This window comes from Brevundimonas sp. FG8 (assembly GCF_057808845.1).
Genome location: NZ_JBMDIU010000006.1, coordinates 58645 through 74708, shown reverse-complemented (window position 1 = coordinate 74708; position 16064 = coordinate 58645). Strand labels below are relative to the sequence as shown.

Here is a 16064-nt window from a genome sequence, read left to right as displayed (position 1 = left end):
GAAATCTGAGCCGGGCTGGACGCTGTCCAACCCGACCGATTTCGCTTCGCTTCAGACCAGGGTGAACTGGGCCGGTTCGCCCGACTGGGCGCTGGGCGCCAGCCAGACGTCGAACAGGCCCGGCTCGACCGTCGGGGTCAGGTCACCGCCGAGGAAGAGCAGGTCCGCGAACTTCAGCGTCATCGAGGTTTCGACGCTGGCGCCCGCCGGGACAGTCACGCGCTTGAACGCCTTGAGCAGGCGCACCGGCTGGGTGATCGAGGCGGCGCGGTCGCGGATGTAGAGCTGGACCACCTCCGAGGCGTCGCGCTCGCCGCCGTTGGTCAGGGTGACCGAGACCGTCAGTTCGTCGTCACGCGTCATCGTCGGCGACGAGACGGTGACCGCCGAATAGCGGATCGGCGCATAGGTCAGGCCGTGGCCGAACGGATAGAGGGCCTCGTTCGGCACGCCGCGGAATTTGGTGGTGAACTCCCGGTCGGTCGGGCGCGAGGGGCGGCCGGTGGACTTGTGCGCGTAATAGAACGGCGACTGTCCCGACTTGTAGGGGAAGCTGACCGGCAGGCGGCCGGTGGGGGCGTGGTCGCCGAACAGGACGTCGGCGATGGCGTTGCCGCTCTGGGAGCCCAGGAACCACGTCACCAGAATGGCGGCGGCGCCGTTGACCGCGCCCGACAGCTCCATGCCGCGACCGTTGCGCAGCAGGACCACGACCGGCTTGCCGGTGGCGGCGACCGCCTCGGCCAGCGCCAGTTGCGCGTCGGGGATGGTGATTTCGGTGCGGGACTTGGATTCCGCCGACATCTCGCTGGATTCGCCGATGGCCAGCAGGACCACGTCGGCGTCCCCGGCGGCCAGGACGGCGGCCTCGATGCCGCCCGCCAGCGGGGCCTCGACGTCCGAGCCCTTCACGACGGTCAGGTGAGCGTCGTCGCCGAGCGCGGCGCGCACGCCCTCTTCCAGCGACACCGCCAGCGCCATGTCCTTGAACACGGACCACGGCCCGAACACATCGGTCTTGTCGGCGCCGAACGGGCCGATCAGGGCGATGCGCTTGCCGGTCCTGGGCAGGGGCAGCAGGTCGCCTTCGTTCTTGAGCATCACGATGGACTTGCGGCCGGCCTCGCGGGCGAGGTCCAGATGCTCGCGGCTGCCGGTGACGCGGCGCTCGGTGCGCACGTCCGAGCCCCGGTAGGGATCGTCGAACAGGCCCAGCGCGGCCTTGGTCATCAGCACCCGGCGGACGGCCTGATCGACACGCTCGACCGGCACGTCGCCCGACTGGACCAGTTCGGGAATGTGCTTGATGTACAGGCCGCTCTTCATCGACATGTCGACGCCGGCCATCAGGGCCAGACGCGCGGCGTCACGGCCGTCGGCGGCGTAGCCGTGGGCGATCAGTTCCTGCTCGGAGGTGTAGTCGGAGACCACGAAGCCGGCGAAGCCCCACTCGCCGTGCAGCACGTCGGTCAGCAGCCATTTGTTGCCGCTGGTCGGCACGCCGTTCAGGTCGTTGAAGGCGCTCATCACCGACAGGGCGCCCGCGTCGAAGGCGGCCTTGAACGGCGGCAGATAGACCGAGCGCAGCATCTGCTCGCTCATGTCGGTCGAGTTGTAGTCCAGGCCGGCTTCGGCGGCGCCGTAGGCGGCGAAATGCTTGGGCGTGGCGACCAGCGACGACCAATGGGTCAGGTCATCGCCCTGGAAGCCCCTGGTGCGGGCGATGGCGAACAGGTTGTTCAGCAGGACGTCCTCGCCGGCGCCCTCGACCACGCGGCCCCAGCGCTGGTCACGCGCGACGTCGACCATGGGGGCGTAGGTCTGGTGCACGCCCGCCGCTCCGCCCTCGACGGCGGCCGCGCGCGCGGTGCGCTCGGCCAGATCCAGATCCCAGCTTGCGGCCTCGCCGAGCGGGACAGGGAAGGTGGTCTTCAGGCCGTGGACGATGTCGGCCGCGAACAGCAGGGGAATGCCGAGACGGCTTTCCTTGACCGCCATGTCCTGGACATAGCGAGTCGAGGCGGCGCCGACGCCGTTGAACAGGGCGCCGATCCGGCCCGCGCGAATGTCGGCGGCGGTCTGGGCCTGATCCGAATCGAAGGTGTCGCCGGGATTGATTCCCTCGGGACGCCAGCGGAACGGGTCGTTCATCAGATTCAGCTGGCCCGCCTTCTCCTCGATCGTCATGCGGGCGATCAGGGCGTCGACGCGGGACAGGTTTTCCTGCGCCTTCGCGGCGGCGATACGGGGAGCCATCATCATTCCGGCCATCATGGCGCCTCCTGCGAGAAGTCTTCTACGGGAAGGGGCTGAGCTGCGCAGTTGATGCATGTAACCGGTTCCACTGAAGTCGGCGCACGACTAGCGGGCATGGATCGTCTCGCCTAGTCCGAAACGTTCAAAACCGGTTGCGGCAATCAGCCCTCGACGCTCGTCTCCGGGCGATCATGACCGTCTGCGCGCTCGGTGATCCACTGTCCGTCAGTGTTTTCCCATTCGATCCAGGCGTCCTGATCCGACACCTTCTGCTCACGCGAGGCGGTCACGGCGGCGGCGCGGGCGGCGTCGTGGCTGGGGAAGGTTTCCGAGAAGGTGTCGCCCAGCTTGTAGGCCCAGCCTCCGTCGTGTTCGACGATGCGATAGGTGACCTTGACCATGATGCGGCTCCGGAAAGGGGAGGGATGTCGGACGGGCTGTTCGCGGACGGCGACAGCGACGCGTTCGCTGATTCCTACGCCGTGGAAGGCGGTTCGGCTAGCGGGGCCTTGCGAGGTTCGGCGCGCGGCGTGAACCTGCCGGTGGAAAATCATCCGGTCCCGCATCCAATCCGGCAGGCGACGGCGACTACCGGATGAAAGCGCGGGGGAAAGGCTCCCGCCGACAGGGGCAATGACGATGGAAACCATCTTCTATCAGTTCTGGTGGCTGATCTTCCCGATCGGGTTCGGGATCATGGGCGCCTACAACAGCTATCTCGGCTACCGCCGTCAGCGCGACGCGCTGAACCTGATCAAGACCTATGCGGAGAAGGGGCAGGAGCCGCCGGAGGCCTTGCTGAAAGTGCTGCAGCGGCCGCTGGAGGATAACGGCTGGGACGGCGCCCCGGCGACGGCGCGGCGCCCGACGAACTACTGGTCGCTGTTCGGCCTGTTCACGGCCCTGAGCGCCGGCTTCCTGGGCTCGCGTTTCGTCATCGGGGATCTCGACCCCGGCGCGGTGACGGCCTTCAGCATCGTGGGCTTCGTCATGGGCGCGGTGGCGATCTGGGCCCTGATCAGCGCCCTGACCTGCCGCCGGGGCGGGTGAGGGGACGGGCCGGGGGGATTCCGAACCGTGAACGGCGCCCTGAGCGACGCCGAACTGGTGAGCCGCGCGCTCGCCGGTTCGGACGCGGCCTTCTCGCGGCTGGTCGAGCGGCATCAGGCGGCGGTGCGGGGCTTCCTGCGTCGCTTCCTGGGCAGCGGCTGGGCCGAGGCGGACGATGTGGCCCAGGACGCCTTTCTGGCGGCCTGGAGTTCGCTGCGAACCCTGAAGGACCCGGCGGGCGTCCGGCCCTGGCTGTGCGGCATCGCCTGGCGCAAGGCGCAGGACCGGATCCGCGGCTCCCGGCGCGGCGCGGCGCGGGACGCGAGCTGGCTGGAGAGCCTGGAGCTTCCGGCCGGGGTGTCGCCGGAGGAGAAGCTGGCCCTGCAGGCCGCCATGGCGGAATTGCCGCCCGACGTCAGGGGCTGCGTGGCCCTGTGTCTGGGCGACGGCTGGTCGCACGGCGAGGTTTCGCTGGCGCTGGGCTTGCCTCTGGGGACGGTGAAGTCCCATGTTGCCCGTGGACGTTCGCGCCTGCTGAAAGCGCTCGGAGGGTCCGATGACGCCTGAACAGAAACTCGCCGCCCTGTTCGCCGCCGAGGCCCCGCCCCGGCGCGATTACGCCTTCGAGGCCGATGTGGCCGAGCGGGTCGCGCGGCGGCGCGCCTGGCTGACTGTCGTGGCGATGCTGCCCTGGCTGACGGTCGCGGGCATCGTCCTGTGGGCGCTGGCGCCGATCCTGATGCGGCTGTCGGGCGAGGTCGCGCCGATGCTTTCGCCGGTGGCGATGGTGCTGGGGCTGATCGCCGTGGCCGGGGGCGGCGCTCTTTGGCTGTCGGGCCTGCTTCAGCGCAGGGTCAGGGTCGCCGCGACGCCGAAATGATCTGACGGATATTCGCCGCCGGTCGGCTGATCCCCCAGCAGCGACCAGACACCCGGCGCGAACCGGGCGCGTTCGGCGAAGATGTGGTCGATGACCCGGTTCGGATGGCCCTTGGCGGGATTGAGCGTCGTCTGGACCGCGCCGCGGGGCAGGGCGCTGAAGAAGCGTTCGCCGGTCAGGACGTTCAGGCCCGCGTCTTCCTGCACCGCGTTGAAGTCTCCCGTGACGACCAGCGGGGTTGCGTCGTTCGGCAACCAGCCCAGCAGATCGGCGATCTGGCGCGCCCGCACGGCCTGGGCGTCCTGCTGCCAGGCCAGATGGGTGTTCACGACATCGACGGCCCGACCGCCCACATCGACCCGTACCCGCAGGGCGGTGCGATAGTCGTCCAGCGGCTCGAGCTTCCTCGAATCGCTCGCCAGAAGCGGCAGACGGCTGAGCACCGCATTGCCGTAGCGGCGCGGCGCGCCCTCCGGGTCCGTCGAGACGAACCGCATCTCATAGCCGCCCAGGGCATCGGCCAAGGTCCGCGCCTGATTGGGCAGGCCGACGGCGGCGTCTTCCAGCACTTCCTGCAGGGCGATGACGTCGGCGTCGGCGGCGCGCACGGCCTCGATCAGCAGGGGCTGCCGGGCGGCCCAGTCGCCCATGTTGTGCCAGATGTTGAAGGTGGCCAACCGCAGGGTGCGTTGGGCGGTGACGGGCGCCGGGGTGGAGGCGCAGGCGGCCACGGGGGCGGCGGCCATTCCGGCCAGAACCGTGCGGCGATCCATCATAACGATACTCCCTGTTTCGCCCTCTCTAGCGCGCTCGCGCCGCCTTACGAAAGTTTCACGCGAAGGTTCGCATCCATACGCCCATATCGCCGCCTCTTGTCGTCAGAAGGCCGGAACGTCAGGCTCCGGTTCAAGACATTCAAAAAGGTCGTCGTCATGGACTTTGAACTTCTGATCCCGCTGTCCCCCTTCATCATGATCGTCGCCATTGTCGGTTTCCAGACGATGCAGAAGGTCAAGGCGCAACGGGAGATCCAGACCACCCTTCGATCCGCCATCGAGAAAGGGCAGCCCCTGCCGGCTGATGTGATCGAATCGATGAGCGCCTCGATCCATCGCCCGCCGTCCGCGACCCGCGACATCCGCCTGGGCGTGATCCTGCTGGCGGTCTCCGTCGGTCTGGCGCTGTGCGGCGCGGCTCTGTCCTTCTTCGAGGAAGAGATCATGTACGGCATGCTCGCGGTCTCGGCGATCCCGGCCACCGTCGGCGTGGCCTTCCTGGGTCTGGGCTTCTTCAACAAGAACAAGGACTGAGGTCGGGCAGGACAGGGGAACCCTCATGGCCCAGGCCCTGGTAGATCGGCACGATGTCGAGCTCGCCGCCTCAGCGGCGGCGGGCGGACGTCGGGAGTTCGGCGAGCTGGTGCGGCGTCACGGCTCGGCCGTGCGCGGCCTGCTGCGCCGGATGGGCGCCCAGCCCGCGCTGGCGGACGACATCGCACAGGACGCCTTCATCCAGGCGTTCGAACGCTGCGCCGAGTTTCGCGGCGAGGGCACTTTCGCCGCCTGGGTGAAGCGGATCGCGGCCCGCCTCTACATCAAGCGGGTGGCCAAGGAAGCCCGCTATGTCGCTGAAGTCGAAACCGAAGAGGTCATCGCCGCGCCCGATCCGGGCGGGCTGATGGACCTCGATGAAGCCCTGAAGGGGTTGAGCGAGGTCGAACGGCTGTGCGTGTCCCTGTGCCACGGCGCGGGGATGGCGCATCCGGAGATCGCCACGGCCCTGAATTTGCCACTCGGCACGGTGAAGTCTCATGTCAAACGTGGTCTGGATAAACTCCGCGCGCGGCTACAGCCCGCAGACTCAATGGGGAGGACGCAGCATGTCGGCTGAAGAGTTCGATCCGGCGATCGAGCGCCTGTTCGCCCGGGCGCCGTCCCTGCCGGACGCGCCGCTGTTCACGGCGGAAGTCGAGCAGCGTCTGCAACGCGGTTCCCGCCTTCGCTTCCTCATTCTGGGCCTCGCCAGCGTGCTGGGTCTGGGCGTGGCGGCGCGCGAGGTGCTGACGGTTCGTCTCAGCGCGGAGCCGGGCGAGTCCGCGGCGCTGGTGGGGCATGGGCTTCAGGCCGCCAGCGTCAACGCGCAATCGGTCCTGCAGAATGGACTGGATCGCTTCGGGCTGGGTTCGATGGATCTGGCGCCGGTCGGCGGAATGCAGATGTTCTGGGTGGCCGCCGCCGGTCTGATCGCGGTGGCGTCGATCGGGCTGTTGCGTCTGTCCCAGGAAGTGTGAGGTGACGGTGGGGCTCCGGACGCCTATCTAGGCGATGTCCTGAACCGGAGCCTCCCCATGTCCAGCCAGAAGCAGGAAACCGTCCGTCGCCTCGCCGCGCCCGATATCCGGGCCCGCAAGGGCGGGGAGCCGCTGGTCTGCCTGACCGCCTACGACGCCCCGACCGCAGAGATTCTCGACGCCCACTGCGACCTGCTGCTGGTCGGCGACAGCGTCGGCATGGCGGTGCACGGCCTGCCCAACACGGTCGGCGTGACGCTGGAGATGATGATTCTGCATGGTCAGGCGGTCATGCGCGGTTCGAAGCGCGCCATGGTCGTGATCGACATGCCCTTCGGCAGCTATGAAGGCGCCAAGGAAGTCGCCTACGAGAACTGCGCGCGGGTGATGAAGGAAACCGGCGCCCAGGGCGTGAAGCTGGAAAGCGGCCCGACGGTGGCCGAGACCATCGCCTATCTGGTTCAGCGCGGCATTCCGGTGATGGGGCATGTGGGTCTGCGTCCGCAGGCGGTGCTGACCGACGGCGCCTTCAAGGCCAAGGGCCGAACCGAGGAAGAGCGCCTGCGGGTGATCGCCGAGGCCGAGGCCACCGCCGACGCCGGCGCCTTCGCCGTGGTCATCGAGGGTGTGGCCGAGGGGCTGGCGCGCGACATCACCGAGGCCATCGACAAGCCGACGGTGGGCATCGGGGCCTCCGCCGCCTGCGACGGGCAGATTCTGGTGGTCCACGACATGCTGGGCGTGTTCGACTGGACCCCGAAATTCGTCCGCCGCTACGCGGATCTGAAGAGCGAGATCGACCGGGCCGTGGGCGCATACGCCGCGGACGTCCGGAGCCGCCGTTTTCCTGCCGAAGTCGAGACCTACTTCTCGAAAAAGCCCGTCGCGCAGTAAAGCCTGCGTTGCGGGCGCGCGGTTGACCCTCTAGAGGCCGTCAGGCGGAAGTGGACTTCGGTTCCGCCGCACGGACGGGCTCCAGTAGGGATCTCGACCATTTTTTGGATTCAGGTCGTTCCGACCTGAAGCAAAAATGGTCTAGGGTCCGGCCGGATTGAAATTCAACGGTTCTGTGGAGCCGTTCTTTGGGGCGACCATTCAGTGTCTGATGTCTTCGAGCAGGTCGAGGAGGAGCTTCGCTCCGAACGGTACAAGCGTCTCGCCCGCGTGTGGTTGCCCATTGTCGGCGGCGTGCTGGTCGTCGCGCTGATTGGCGCCCTGGCGTTCTGGGGCTGGCAATCGTGGGAGACCTCGAAGGCGGACAAGGCCTCCATCGCGATGGAGCGAGGGCTCGAATCGCTCCAGTCGAACAACCCGGTCGGCGCCGACGCCGCCTTCGCCCAGGCGGCGAAGGAGGGGAACAGCGCCTACAAGGCCCTGGCGCTGCAACACCGCGCGGGCATCGCGCTGGACGCCGGTCGTGACGCCCAGGCCCTGGCCTTCCTCGATGAAGCCGCCGCCGCCTCGCGCGATCCGCTGATCTCCGGCCCGGCCGCCTACAAGGCCCTGCTGCTGGCGATGGACATCGAGACCCTCGAACAGGTCACCAAGCGCGCCGAAGCCCTGAGCGGCGACGACCGCCCGTTCAACGCCTTCGCCCAGGAAGCCCTGGCCCTGGCCCTGCTGCAACACGGCAAGCCGAACGAGGCCAAGGCGATCCTTGTCGTCCTGAAGAACGACATCGATACGCCGCCGCTGGTCAGCCAGCACGCCCAGATCGCTCTGGACGCCATCGACTCCGGCGGCGCGGCCAATGTGCAGGCCATCGTCGGCCAGATGGCCGCCGCCCAGGCCGCCGCCGCCCCGAACCGGGCCCAGGCTCCGGCGCAAGCTCCGGCCCAGGCGCCCGCCGCGCCCCAAGCTCCTCAGCCCGCCGCTCCGGCCCGCCCGTGACCCCGGCCTCCAGGACGTTCGCCATGAACCGTGTGCTTAAAGTCGCCCTGCTGTGCGGGCTCGCCATGACCGCCGCCTCCTGCTCGTCGGTGCGCAACGTCCTGCCATTCGGCTTGGGCGGCAACGACGGCAACACCGCGACGGCCACCGCCGGTCAGCGGATCTCCGTCCTGGAGTTCGAACAGCAACTGGCCCCGTCGGCGGCGCTGTCGGGCCGCGACTTCTTCATTCCGGGTCCGCAGGCCGCCGTGGCCTGGACCCAGCCCGGCGGCACGGCTGAAAACTCGGTCGAGCACGTCATCGGCGCGGCGGACTTCACGGTCGCCTGGCGTCGGAACATCGGCGCGGGCTCGTCGCGGACCCATCAGGTCATGTCGCCCATCGTGGCCGACGGCGGCCGCGTCTTCGTCATGGACGGCGAAGCCACGGTTTCGGCCGTTGACGCCGCCACGGGCGCGGTCAGCTGGAAGGCCAACATCAAGCCGGACGAACGCGACGCCCCCGGCGGCTTCTTCGGCATCGGCGGCGGTTCGGGCGGCGGCGGCTTCGGCGGCGGCGTGGCCGTCGGCGCCGGCAAGGTCTTCGTCTCCTCGGGCTATCGCGTCGTCACGGCGTTGGATCAGGCCACCGGCGCGGTGCTTTGGACCACCCGCGTTGACGTGCCGATCCACGGCGCTCCGACCTTCGCGGGCGGTCGCGTGTTCGTGGTGGACGTCGAGAACCAGATGCTCGCCTTCGACGCGGCCAACGGTCAGCAGGCGTGGTCGTATCGCGGCATTCCCGAGCCTGCCCGCATCATGCGCGCGTCCAGCCCGGCCGTGACCGGCGATACGGTCATCGCGCCCTTCTCGTCGGGTGAAGTCACCGCCCTGCGCGCGGCCACCGGCCAGTCGCTGTGGACCCAGACCCTGTCGCGCACCAGCCGCACCAGCGCCCTGTCGGAAATTCGCGACATCGCCGGTCGTCCGGTCGTCAGCCGCGGCGTCGTCTATGCGGTCGGCCATTCGGGCGTCCTGTCGGCGATGGAAGTCCGCTCCGGCCAGCCGAAGTGGCAACTGCCCATCGCGGGCGTGAACGCCCCGCTGCCGGTCGGCGACGTGGTCTATGTCGTGTCGAAGAGCGGCGAACTGACGGTGATCAACCGCGAGAGCGGACAGGTCTACTGGACGCGGAACCTCAACGAGGGCCGCGTCCGTCAGGAAGGCGGCTTCCTGGGCTTCTTCGACCGCACCGTGACCCCGGAATGGTCGGGGCCGCTGCTGGCGTCGAACCGCCTGCTGCTGACCAATTCGGACGGTGACCTGATCGCCCTCGACCCGAAGACGGGCGCCGAGACCAGCTCGATCAAGCTGGGCGGTCCTGCCTATATCGCCCCGGCCGCCTATAACGGCGCGGTCTATGTTTTGACTGATCGCGGCGTCCTGCTCAGCATTCGCTGACCAAAACCCGCGAACTGCGTTAGAAGGCCGACATGGCTCTCAAAGTCGCCATCGTCGGCCGCCCGAACGTAGGCAAGTCGACACTTTTCAATCGCCTCGTCGGCAAGCGGCTCGCGCTGGTCGATGATCGCCCCGGCGTGACCCGCGACCGTCGCTATGCGGACGGCAACATCGGGGACATGGACCTGACGCTGATCGACACGGCGGGCTACGAGGACGTCACCGACGAAAGCCTCGAGGCCCGGATGCGCGAGCAGACCGAAGCGGCGATCGACGACGCCGAACTGATCCTGTTCATGATGGACGCCCGCGAGGGCGTGACGTCGCTGGACCGCATCTTCGCCGACCGTCTGCGCAAGGTGCACAAGCCGATCATCCTGCTGGCAAACAAGTCCGAGAGCCGTGAAAGCGGCGGCGGCGTGGGCGAGGCCCATGCGCTGGGCTTCGGCGAGCCGGTGGCCATCTCCGCCGAGCACGGCGAGGGCATGGCGGACCTGTATCAGGCCATTCTGGCGGCCTCGGCCGACATCTTCATCGAAGAGGTCGAGGAAACCGACAAACCGATCCGCATCGCCGTCATCGGCCGCCCGAACGCGGGCAAGTCCACGCTGGTGAACCGCCTTCTGGGCGAGGATCGCCTGCTGGTCGGGCCGGAGGCGGGCATCACGCGCGACTCGATCTCGGTCGACTGGGAATACGAAGGCCGGGCCATCCGCTTCGTCGACACCGCCGGCATGCGCCGCAAGGCGCGGGTGCAGGAGAAGCTGGAGAAGCTGTCGGTCGCCGACACTATCCGGGCCATCACCTTCGCCGAGGTGGTCATCCTGATGATGGACAAGGACAACGCCTTCGACATCCAGGATCTGCAACTGGCCGATCTGGTCGAGCGGGAAGGGCGGGCGCTGATCTATGTCGCGTCCAAATGGGACCTTGAGGAAGAACCCCAGTCCCGCATGGCCAAGCTGAAGGCCATGGCCGAGGACAAGCTGCCCCAGTTGAAGGGCACGCCGTTCGTGGCCCTGTCCTCGCACTCGGGCCGGGGCGTCGAGCGCCTGATGCCCGCCGTGTTGAAGGCCTATGACACCTGGTCGGTCAAGGTGAAGACCAAGGACCTGAACACCTGGCTGTCCATGGCGACCCAGCGGCACCCGCCGCCCGCCGTCGACGGCAAGCGCATCAAGCCGAAATACATGGCCCAGACCAAGGCCCGTCCGCCGACCTTCGTGCTGATGGCCAGCCGCGCCGAGGCGATGCCGGACCACTACAAGCGCTATCTGGTGAACTCGCTGCGCGAGAGCTTCGACCTGCCCGGCACGCCGATCCGCCTGATCGTCAAGTCGAGCGGCGACAACCCCTATGCCGAGGGCGGCGCCAAGTCGGGGCCGGAACGCTACAAGGGCGACGCCAAGACCGCGCCGCGCCGCGTGAAGAAGGCCAAGGAGGCCGAGGAGCGGCTGTCCAACCTGCCGGGCAAGGCGCTGGAGCAGAAGAAGACCCGCAAGCATCAGCCCAAGGTCGTCTCGGGCGTGAAGGCCAGTTCGTCCAAGAAGGCCGGCTCCTCCATCGCCGTCCAGAAGGGCGCGCGCGGCGGGGCGCGTCAGGTCTCCCGCTCGGGCCGAATTCGCACGGGTCAGAAGCACGCGCCGAAGAAGTAGGGCAGGCTCGACAAGAGCGAGGCTCGCTCTAGCTTGGCGATGTCCGCTGGAGCCCACCGATGATTCTCGCTGTCGCGCTGTCGCTTGCCCTGCAAGTCGCGCCTTCCTCGCAGGCCGAGTCCCTGTTCGGACCGCCGGAGCCAGCCCCGAGCTATGCGCATGAGGAGCCCCGGTGCGTCCGGAACGGGAATACGCTGGAACTCAATGTCTGTGCGCTTGAGGATGTGAACGCCGAGCAGGCGCGTATGCAGCGCTATCTGGATCGGGCCCTGGAACGGGCAGCGGCCACGGATGCCGGGTCCGGCGAGTACGGCGATGAGCCGACGCGGCAGGTTGAGCTCCTGAACACGGCGCAGAAGGCGTGGGAGGCCTATGCCGAGGTTCGCTGCGATGCGCAGTGGGATCTGGCGAAGGGCGGGACGATCCGCACCATCGTTCTGATGAGCTGCCACACCGAGGCGACGCGTCAACGGACGCACGACATCTGGAAAGACCATCTGACCTTCTTCGACAGCACGCCGCCGCTGTTGCCGGAGCCGATCAGGACGGTTCGGGAAGAGGCGCAGGGCGAGGCGTCTTCAGACGCGCCAACAGATCATCCCGATACGACCGGCTGACCACCAGCTCGGTCCCGCTGTCCAGCGTGATCCGCCAGGCGCCGTCGGACAGGGGCTTCAGCGCCCGCAGCCGCGCGAGGCTCACCAGCGTCGAGCGGTGGCCGCGGGCGAAGCCGTGCGGGGCGAGGCGGGCTTCCAGCGTCTGAAGGGTCTCGCGCAGCAGGCCCTCGCGGTCGCGCCAGTGGATGACGACATAGTTGGCGGCGAAGGCTCGTCCGGTCAGGCTATGGGCGCGCCCACCCTTGGGGGGCAGGACGGGCGCGATCCCGATGAGGACGGCGCCGAGGCCGCCGGCGATGTGAACGGCGAGGAGGAGGGGATAGATCGACATGCCGCGATCACGGCCGCCTCCATCGCCTCAACTCAACGTTCGGGGGACGGGATGTGGCCCCTGGGACGAACGTCACACCAGCGCCGACGCTTGCGGGCCTGCGTTCCATTCCTTGAAGCTGACCGTCAGCGGCGGCTCAAGGTCCGGGCGGGCCAGTTCGACGATCAGCGGGCCGATGGCCGACGGATGGATGTTCTGTTCCGGGTCTTCGCCCGGATAGGCCTGGGCGCGCAGCTGGGTGCGCATGCGGCCCGGATCGAGGATGGCGACGCGGATCGGCATGGACTCGATCTCGTCGGCCCAACATTTCATCAGGGCCTCGGCGCCCGCCTTGGTCGCCGCATACGCGCCCCAGAAGGCGCGCGGGACGGTGGCGACGCTGGTGGTCAGGTGGATGACGCGGGCGGCGTCCGACGCCTTCAGCAGCGGCTCCAGCGAACGGATCAGGCGATAGACGGCGGTGAAGTTGGTCTTCTCGACCTTGGCGAAGCCGCGCGGGTCGGCGTTCGACACCGGCGTCAGGCCCTCGGCGCCCATGGTGGCGGCGGCCTGCACCCAGATGTCCAGCTTGCCGAAGCGCTCGTACAGGGCGCCGCCCATGCGGTCGATGCCGCCGCCGTCCACGAGGTCGAACGGGATCAGGGTCGCGTGCTGGCCGGTGGCGGCGAAGATGGCGTCGTCCAGATCTTCCAGAGCGCCTTGCGTGCGGCCCGTGGCGATGACGTGCGCGCCGGCCTTGGCGAGCGCGAGCGCGCTTTCGTAACCGATGCCGCGAGTGGCCCCGACGACGAGGGCGATACGGTCTTTGAGGGGAAGATCGGAAGTCATGGCGGCGTCGTAGGTCTGGCGAGCCGAAGGGTCAATGTGTTACATTGTGTTGTTGTTGGAGATTGCGATGGCCAAGACTGCAACGCTGAACCTGCGTGTGAGTGAATCTCTCAAGTCCAAGCTCGGCCTGTTTGCAGAGCGCACCCAAAGAACGCCGTCCGCGGTAGCCGAGCGGGCCATGGAAGCCTTTCTGGATCGGGAACTGGAAATGCTTGAGGCGGTCGAGCAGTCCCGGGAAGATTTCCGCGAAGGTCGAACCGTCTCCCACGAGGACGCGATGGCTCGCATCCGCGGAACCATCGACAGACACAGATCAGACGGGCCCAGATCAAAGACGTGAGGTCCGTTCGCTGGTCCGACACGGCGTTGAACCAGTTTGACGCCGCGATCGCCTACCTGACCCAGAAGAACGAGGCGGCGGCCGATCATCTGGCTGACCGTCTGGAGGAGACTGTCGCGGCGCTGGCCCGTCGGCCCATTGGTCGCCCCGGCTATTGCGAGGGCACGTATGAGAAGTCCGTACTCAGGACGCCGTATCTGATCGTCTATTCGCTGCTCGGAGGCCCCGATGGCGAATTATGGATTCACAGGGTCTTCCATACGTCGCAGGACTGGACGGGCTGGACGCCCCATCCGGACGAGGACGCGCGGTAGCCTGTCGGCGTCGGAAGCGGATGCCTCAGGCGCTGACGAGCAGCGACAGTTGCCGGGTGTTGTCCTCGCGGCCGCCTTCCTCGATTTCACGGTCCAGCAGGCGGGTCGGATAGTCGCCGGTGAAGTAGTGATCGGTGAACTGCGGATTGGCGCTGTCGCGGACGCCGGCGTCCATGGCGCCGTACAGGCCGTCGACCGAGAGGAAGCCGAGCGAGTCCACCTCGAGGTAGGCGCGCATCTCTTCCAGCGTCTTGTTCGCGGCGATCAGCTGATCCCGCTCGGGCATGTCGATGCCGTAGAAGTCCGGGTACAGGATCGGCGGCGAGGCCGAGCGCAGGTGAACCTCCGTGGCCCCGGCGGCGCGGACGGCGCGCACCAGCTTCACCGAGGTGGTGCCGCGCACGATGGAGTCGTCGATCAGCACCACGCGCTTGCCGGCCAGAACCTCGCGGTTCGGGCTGTGCTTCATGCGCACGCCCTTCTGACGGGCGCCCTGGCTGGGCTGGATGAAGGTGCGGCCCAGATAGTGGCTGCGGATGATCCCCATCTCGTAGGGGATGCCGCTTTCCTGCGCATAGCCGAGGGCGGCGGGCACGCCCGAGTCCGGCACCGGCACGACCACGTCGGCCTCGATCGGATATTCGCGAGCCAGACCGCGCCCCATGCGCTTGCGGACCTCATAGACCGACTTGCCGTTCACGACGCTGTCGGGGCGGGCGAAGTAGACGTATTCAAACAGGCAGGGCCGGGCGGCCTTGGCCGGGAAGGGCTTCACCGAGCGCAGGCCGTCGTGATCGATCACGATGACCTCGCCGTTCTCGACGTCGCGCACGAAGGTGGCGCCGATGGTGTCCAGGGCGCAGGTCTCGGAAGCCAGAACCCAGGCGTCGCCAAGCCGGCCCAGAACCAGCGGACGGATGCCCAGCGGGTCACGGGCGCCGATCATCTTCGAGCGCGTCTGGCAGACCAGGGCGTAGCCGCCCTCGATGCGGCCGAGCGCGTCGATGAAGCGGTCGACGATCTTGGCCTTACGGCTGCGGGCGATCAGATGAAGGATCACCTCGGAGTCGGAGGTCGACTGGAAGATGGCGCCTTCCGAGACCAGCTGGCTGTGCAGGTACTTGAAGTTCGTCAGGTTGCCGTTGTGGGCGATGGCGATGCCGCCCTGATCCAGATCGGCGAACATCGGCTGGATGTTGCGCAGGAAGCTGCCGCCGGCGGTGGAGTAGCGGGTGTGGCCCACGGCCGCCGAGCCCGGCATGCGCTCCGCCAGATTGGCGCCTCCGAAGGCGTCTCCGACCAGACCCATGTGGCGTTCGGTGTGGAAGCGGGCGTCGTGGACGCTGGCGATGCCGCAGGCTTCCTGACCGCGATGCTGCAGGGCGTGCAGGCCCAGGGCGACGATGGAGGAGGCTTCATCCGGTTCCGCGCCCCACACGCCGCAGACCCCGCATTCCAGACGCGGACGGTCGTCGTCGGCGTCTCGATGGTGCTCCCGATGAACGACGGGGGCGGCGATGGAATGGTCGAGGCGGCTCATCGTGGGGCTCCGATGAAGCTGGGGCGCTAGCGGGCGGCGGACGCGGGCGAAGTATTGTCTGTTTGGGGCGAGGGCAAGGCTTCTTCTTCCGAAAAACCTTTGCTCACGGACGAAGAGACGACCGGCGTCAGGGCGTCCACGCCCCGGCCGATGCCCGGCAGGATGATCTGGATGGCGCGGGCGGCCCCGGCGGTCAGCGGACGCACGGCGGCGTTGGTCAGCCAGCCCGGCGTTCTTTCGCCCGGCATGGCGGCGGCGATGACCAGATGGATCGCGCCCAGCAGCACCAGTCCGCGCGCCGCGCCGACGAAGACGCCGACGAACCGGTCCACGCCGCCGAGTTGCGGATGCGCCTGCGCCCGCTTCGACAGGATCGAGCCGAAGATGCGGATGCCGAAATAAATCAGCAGGAAGGTCAGGATGGCCGCGAAGATCGTTCCGGCCCAGTCGGGATTGACCAGCGCCCGGCCCAGCGGAGCCGTCAGGGGCAGGGCGATCAGGGCGATGAAGGCGGCCAGCACGAAGCTGAACAGGGTGATGATCTCGCGCGTGCCCCCGCGCACCCATCCGGCCCCGGCCGAGGCGATCAGAACCAGAATGGCGACGACGTCAAAACCGTTCATGCGCGCTCGAA

General features: G+C 68.1%; 20 protein-coding genes. 13 read left to right on the top strand and 7 right to left on the bottom strand.

Annotation, left to right across the window (positions count from 1 at the left end; translation table 11 throughout):
• Positions 1–51: 51 nt before the first annotated feature.
• On the bottom strand, positions 52–2271 hold the full coding sequence (locus ACODRV_RS11835; protein WP_240811804.1) for a glycoside hydrolase family 3 N-terminal domain-containing protein: 2220 nt from the start codon (positions 2269–2271) through the stop codon (positions 52–54).
• A gap of 146 nt (positions 2272–2417) precedes the next feature.
• Complete coding sequence (locus ACODRV_RS11830) at positions 2418–2657, bottom strand: DUF2188 domain-containing protein (RefSeq protein WP_488908448.1); 240 nt, start codon at positions 2655–2657, stop codon at positions 2418–2420.
• A 238-nt stretch (positions 2658–2895) separates the two neighbouring features.
• On the opposite strand from ACODRV_RS11830, the gene ACODRV_RS11825 reads away from it, so the two are divergent.
• Genes ACODRV_RS11825 through ACODRV_RS11815 form a run of 3 tightly spaced genes read left to right on the top strand, consistent with a single transcriptional unit; the run spans position 2896 to position 4186 of the window.
• Positions 2896–3306: a hypothetical protein gene (locus ACODRV_RS11825; RefSeq protein WP_488908447.1), complete on the top strand. Its 411-nt coding sequence runs from the start codon at positions 2896–2898 to the stop codon at positions 3304–3306.
• Positions 3307–3333: 27 nt separating this feature from the next.
• A complete protein-coding gene (locus tag ACODRV_RS11820; RefSeq protein ID WP_488908446.1) occupies positions 3334–3873 on the top strand; it encodes an RNA polymerase sigma factor in 540 nt (179 codons plus the stop codon).
• Complete coding sequence (locus ACODRV_RS11815) at positions 3863–4186, top strand: hypothetical protein (protein ID WP_488908445.1); 324 nt, start codon at positions 3863–3865, stop codon at positions 4184–4186. Before ACODRV_RS11820 ends, ACODRV_RS11815 begins: the two co-directional genes overlap by 11 nt.
• On the opposite strand, the gene ACODRV_RS11810 is transcribed toward ACODRV_RS11815, so the two are convergent.
• Positions 4150–4962 (bottom strand): endonuclease/exonuclease/phosphatase family protein, encoded by an 813-nt coding sequence (locus tag ACODRV_RS11810; RefSeq protein WP_141626776.1) that lies wholly within the window; start codon positions 4960–4962, stop codon positions 4150–4152. The two genes, ACODRV_RS11815 and ACODRV_RS11810, sit on opposite strands and share 37 nt — an antisense overlap.
• Positions 4963–5118: 156 nt before the next feature.
• On the opposite strand from ACODRV_RS11810, the gene ACODRV_RS11805 reads away from it, so the two are divergent.
• The 8 genes from ACODRV_RS11805 to ACODRV_RS11770 all read left to right on the top strand — a co-directional run bounded on the left by ACODRV_RS11805 (position 5119) and on the right by ACODRV_RS11770 (position 12077).
• Positions 5119–5496, top strand: coding sequence for a DUF6249 domain-containing protein (locus tag ACODRV_RS11805; protein WP_141626775.1), 378 nt, complete (start codon positions 5119–5121; stop codon positions 5494–5496).
• A gap of 25 nt (positions 5497–5521) precedes the next feature.
• Complete coding sequence (locus tag ACODRV_RS11800; RefSeq protein ID WP_141626774.1) at positions 5522–6076, top strand: RNA polymerase sigma factor; 555 nt, start codon at positions 5522–5524, stop codon at positions 6074–6076.
• Entirely contained in the window at positions 6066–6476 is a 411-nt protein-coding gene (locus tag ACODRV_RS11795; RefSeq protein WP_488908444.1) for a hypothetical protein, read from the top strand. The genes ACODRV_RS11800 and ACODRV_RS11795 overlap by 11 nt, the downstream gene beginning before the upstream one ends.
• A gap of 57 nt (positions 6477–6533) precedes the next feature.
• A complete protein-coding gene (gene panB / locus ACODRV_RS11790; RefSeq protein WP_141626772.1) occupies positions 6534–7370 on the top strand; it encodes a 3-methyl-2-oxobutanoate hydroxymethyltransferase in 837 nt (278 codons plus the stop codon).
• A 204-nt stretch (positions 7371–7574) separates the two neighbouring features.
• On the top strand, positions 7575–8366 hold the full coding sequence (locus ACODRV_RS11785) for a tetratricopeptide repeat protein (protein WP_488908443.1): 792 nt from the start codon (positions 7575–7577) through the stop codon (positions 8364–8366).
• Positions 8367–8389: 23 nt separating this feature from the next.
• Complete coding sequence (locus ACODRV_RS11780; RefSeq protein ID WP_488908442.1) at positions 8390–9805, top strand: PQQ-like beta-propeller repeat protein; 1416 nt, start codon at positions 8390–8392, stop codon at positions 9803–9805.
• Between the two features lie 32 nt (positions 9806–9837).
• Positions 9838–11460 carry a ribosome biogenesis GTPase Der gene (der, locus tag ACODRV_RS11775; RefSeq protein ID WP_141626769.1) on the top strand — a complete coding sequence of 541 codons (1623 nt, stop codon included), beginning with the start codon at positions 9838–9840 and terminating at the stop codon, positions 11458–11460.
• 59 nt (positions 11461–11519) lie between these two features.
• Positions 11520–12077 carry a lysozyme inhibitor LprI family protein gene (locus ACODRV_RS11770; protein ID WP_488908441.1) on the top strand — a complete coding sequence of 186 codons (558 nt, stop codon included), beginning with the start codon at positions 11520–11522 and terminating at the stop codon, positions 12075–12077.
• Here ACODRV_RS11770 and ACODRV_RS11765 read toward each other — a convergent pair.
• Positions 12001–12408: a LytTR family DNA-binding domain-containing protein gene (locus tag ACODRV_RS11765; protein ID WP_488908440.1), complete on the bottom strand. Its 408-nt coding sequence runs from the start codon at positions 12406–12408 to the stop codon at positions 12001–12003. The two genes, ACODRV_RS11770 and ACODRV_RS11765, sit on opposite strands and share 77 nt — an antisense overlap.
• Before the next feature lie 72 nt (positions 12409–12480).
• Positions 12481–13236, bottom strand: coding sequence for an SDR family NAD(P)-dependent oxidoreductase (locus ACODRV_RS11760; protein WP_141626766.1), 756 nt, complete (start codon positions 13234–13236; stop codon positions 12481–12483).
• Between the two features lie 67 nt (positions 13237–13303).
• On the opposite strand from ACODRV_RS11760, the gene ACODRV_RS11755 reads away from it, so the two are divergent.
• Together ACODRV_RS11755 and ACODRV_RS11750 are read left to right on the top strand one after the other, a co-directional pair.
• A complete protein-coding gene (locus ACODRV_RS11755; RefSeq protein ID WP_141626765.1) occupies positions 13304–13576 on the top strand; it encodes a CopG family ribbon-helix-helix protein in 273 nt (90 codons plus the stop codon).
• A complete protein-coding gene (locus ACODRV_RS11750; RefSeq protein ID WP_488908439.1) occupies positions 13573–13890 on the top strand; it encodes a type II toxin-antitoxin system RelE/ParE family toxin in 318 nt (105 codons plus the stop codon). Before ACODRV_RS11755 ends, ACODRV_RS11750 begins: the two co-directional genes overlap by 4 nt.
• Positions 13891–13915: 25 nt before the next feature.
• On the opposite strand, the gene purF is transcribed toward ACODRV_RS11750, so the two are convergent.
• Together purF and ACODRV_RS11740 are read right to left on the bottom strand one after the other, a co-directional pair.
• Positions 13916–15430: an amidophosphoribosyltransferase gene (gene purF / locus ACODRV_RS11745; protein WP_488908438.1), complete on the bottom strand. Its 1515-nt coding sequence runs from the start codon at positions 15428–15430 to the stop codon at positions 13916–13918.
• A gap of 26 nt (positions 15431–15456) precedes the next feature.
• Positions 15457–16053, bottom strand: coding sequence for a CvpA family protein (locus ACODRV_RS11740; RefSeq protein ID WP_488908437.1), 597 nt, complete (start codon positions 16051–16053; stop codon positions 15457–15459).
• Between the last annotated feature and the right edge of the window lie 11 nt (positions 16054–16064).